Annotated in this window: 2 protein-coding genes; one reads left to right on the top strand and one right to left on the bottom strand. The window is 47.6% G+C overall.

Annotated elements, in window-relative coordinates; all coding sequences use genetic code 11:
• Positions 1 to 441 precede the first annotated feature (441 nt).
• Positions 442 to 1,470, top strand: a complete 1,029-nt coding sequence (locus tag V3S16_RS03340) for an NAD-dependent epimerase/dehydratase family protein (protein ID WP_413883257.1) — start codon at positions 442 to 444, stop codon at positions 1,468 to 1,470.
• Between the two features lie 39 nt (positions 1,471 to 1,509).
• Here the strand turns inward: V3S16_RS03340 and V3S16_RS03345 are convergent, their stop codons facing one another.
• Positions 1,510 to 2,352, bottom strand: coding sequence for a M15 family metallopeptidase (locus V3S16_RS03345; RefSeq protein ID WP_413883258.1), 843 nt, complete (start codon positions 2,350 to 2,352; stop codon positions 1,510 to 1,512).
• Between the last annotated feature and the right edge of the window lie 241 nt (positions 2,353 to 2,593).

Below are 2,593 nucleotides of genomic sequence, written 5' to 3' on the forward strand. Positions count from 1 at the left end.
AGAGCTCAAAAAAGCCCTTGTTGAGCTCGCCCGGCAGCACGAGCTGACAAAAAACATCGAAACCATATTGTTTCACAAGTCGTTCCCGGTAGACATCCGCCATAACTCAAAGATCTTTCGCGAAAAACTGGCTGTCTGGGCCAAAAAACAACTAAAAAAAACGTAACAGTCAGCCACTAAGGCACCAAGGCACAAAGAAAGAGTATGGATTATAAAGCTTAATGATTCAGTTTTATTGGTTAAATTGGTTCCATTGGTTGGTTGGTTAACAAATCAAACTAATTAAACCAACAAAACCAATCGGACAATTTAAATTAGTATTATAATCTTAGAGGCTTGGTGTCTTGGTGGCTGAATTATTACAAAAAAAACAAAGTGAAAGAAACGAGATCTCAGTAGATGGTCGTTTCAAGCGCAGCGCTCTTCAAACGAAGGTAACAGATGAATAACCATGATCCGTTAAAAGTTAAGAAACCCATCAAAGCGCTGGTCACCGGCGGAGGCGGTTTTCTCGGGGGCGCAATCGTCCGCCTGCTTCAGCAACGAGGGGATGCCGTCCGCAGCTTTTCCCGCAGCGTTTATGCTGAGCTCGAAGCTTTAGGTGTTGAGCAAATCCAGGGGGACATCGGCGACCAAAATGCCGTTGAGCAGGCCGCCAAAGGCATGGATCTTGTTTTTCACGTGGCTGCCAAACCAGGTATTTGGGGGGACTATTCCGAATATTATCAAACCAATGTCACCGGCACCGGCAACGTCATTTCAGCCTGTTTCAAGCACAGGGTTACCAGACTGGTTTATACCAGCTCGCCCAGCGTTATTTTCAACGGCACCGATATGGAAGGTGTCGATGAATCGGCCCCTTATCCGGCCGGGTTTCACGCTCATTATCCCAAGACCAAGGCGCTTGCTGAACAGCTGGTTGTAGATGCCGCCGGCAAGGGTTTGTTGACGATTATTTTACGTCCCCATTTAATATGGGGTCCGCGGGACAATCATCTTGTTCCCAGGATTATTAAACGGGCAAAACGTCTGGTAAGGGTCGGAAACGGCAGGAATCTTGTGGATACCATCTTCATCGACAATGCTGCTGAAGCCCATGTAGCGGCGGCAGACCGTCTGGAAATAAATCCCGGGCTCTCCGGCAAAATCTATTTCATCAGCCAGGACGAACCAATGCCTGTCTGGGTCATAATCAATGGCATTTTAAAAGCTGCGGGCCTTGAACCGGTCCGGCGATCAATCCCCCACAAAATGGCATGGCTGATGGGCGCCCTGCTTGAATGCGTTTATAAAATATTCTATTTAAAAGGTGAACCGCAAATGACGCGTTTTCTCGCCGATGAGCTGGCAACCGCCCACTGGTTTGACATCAGCGCCGCCAAAAGAGACTTGGGATATACTCCCCGCATATCCACGGAAGAAGGTCTGCGCCGTCTCGAGCACTGGCTCCAACAAAACACAAAATACTGAACACCAAACACCGGATGAATTCGACTTTTTGCGACGCCATCAAACTTTAATATGCCAAGGCTCGAAACGCACTCCCAGCAAATTTGCCCGGGGATATCGAAGCCGGAGATAGCCAAGTTCTTTTAATTTTTTGTATACCTTTGTATTTATAAAACGCCCGGTGAAGTTGGCGCCGCCGAATCCAACCTGGCCCACGTCAAAGTCGCTGACGCCGTGATAAGAATAGCCGGGCGGAGCGAGTGAGCGCGAAGCCAAAGAAAGGTTGCCGGCGTTACGGTACGCTTTGTTCAAAAACAGCAGAAACTGTTTGATGACACTGCGTACCCCTGAAGTCAGGATTACCTGATCACCGATATCACGCTTGATTTTCGTGTAAGTCTCCAAGGGCACTCCCTTGTAGAGATAATTACCGGTGTGTGGGATTTTGACCACTGCGCGCTTTTTAATGCGGTCAGTGAGGGTTTTAACTGGTTTTTCGCCAAAAAAACCGTACACAACAGGATCTCCATAGAATATCTTCTCCAAAAAATCGAACTCTTTGCTTGAAAAAGCGCCCACCCTGGAATAGTTACGGGCAATTTTGACGGCACCGTCAAAGCTCAATAAATGAAAATGACCATAACCTACAGTACGCTGGAGTCGTTTGAAACGCATTGTCGAAGATTTCAGCAACAGAAAGTCGCTTCGATCCAGACAGACGTCCTCTGCGCGAGGTGTGTCAAAATCCTGCATCTTTTGCAGGTAGTCTTTAATGTGGTTGTCGTATTTTTTTAAGGCGGCGTCGGGAGGTTTTCTTGCAATCTCCGCCAGAACCTTGGCCGGAACGATTCCTCCGGCAATAATGCTTGTGGATAAGGTTTTGAGAAAGTCTCTTCTTTTCATGATGTTTTCTGCTTTCATAACATGAATCAAAAAATTGGGTTCAAAAGTTCAACGTTCAAAGGTTCAGAGGCCGGCCGCCTCGTTGTATTACACCTATGGAATCAATGGTTAAGGAAAAAAGCGCGAAGCGCTTAACCTCTCCGAGGCGTAGGATCGTGCCTCTACGAGCCGGAGGCCTGAACCGGGAACCCGGAACCTTATAACCTAGACCGACCTGATGTCCAATTTATGTGCAATCCCA

The sequence above is a fragment of the Candidatus Desulfatibia sp. genome, from assembly GCF_036446775.1.
Taxonomy (GTDB): domain Bacteria; phylum Desulfobacterota; class Desulfobacteria; order Desulfobacterales; family UBA11574; genus Desulfatibia_A.

Excerpts from the sequence above, each read along its gene's own strand:
- V3S16_RS03340 (WP_413883257.1), top strand. The coding sequence starts at position 442 with ATGAATAACCATGATCCGTTAAAAGTTAAGAAACCCATCAAAGCGCTG.
- V3S16_RS03345 (WP_413883258.1), bottom strand. The coding sequence starts at position 2,352 with ATGAAAAGAAGAGACTTTCTCAAAACCTTATCCACAAGCATTATTGCC.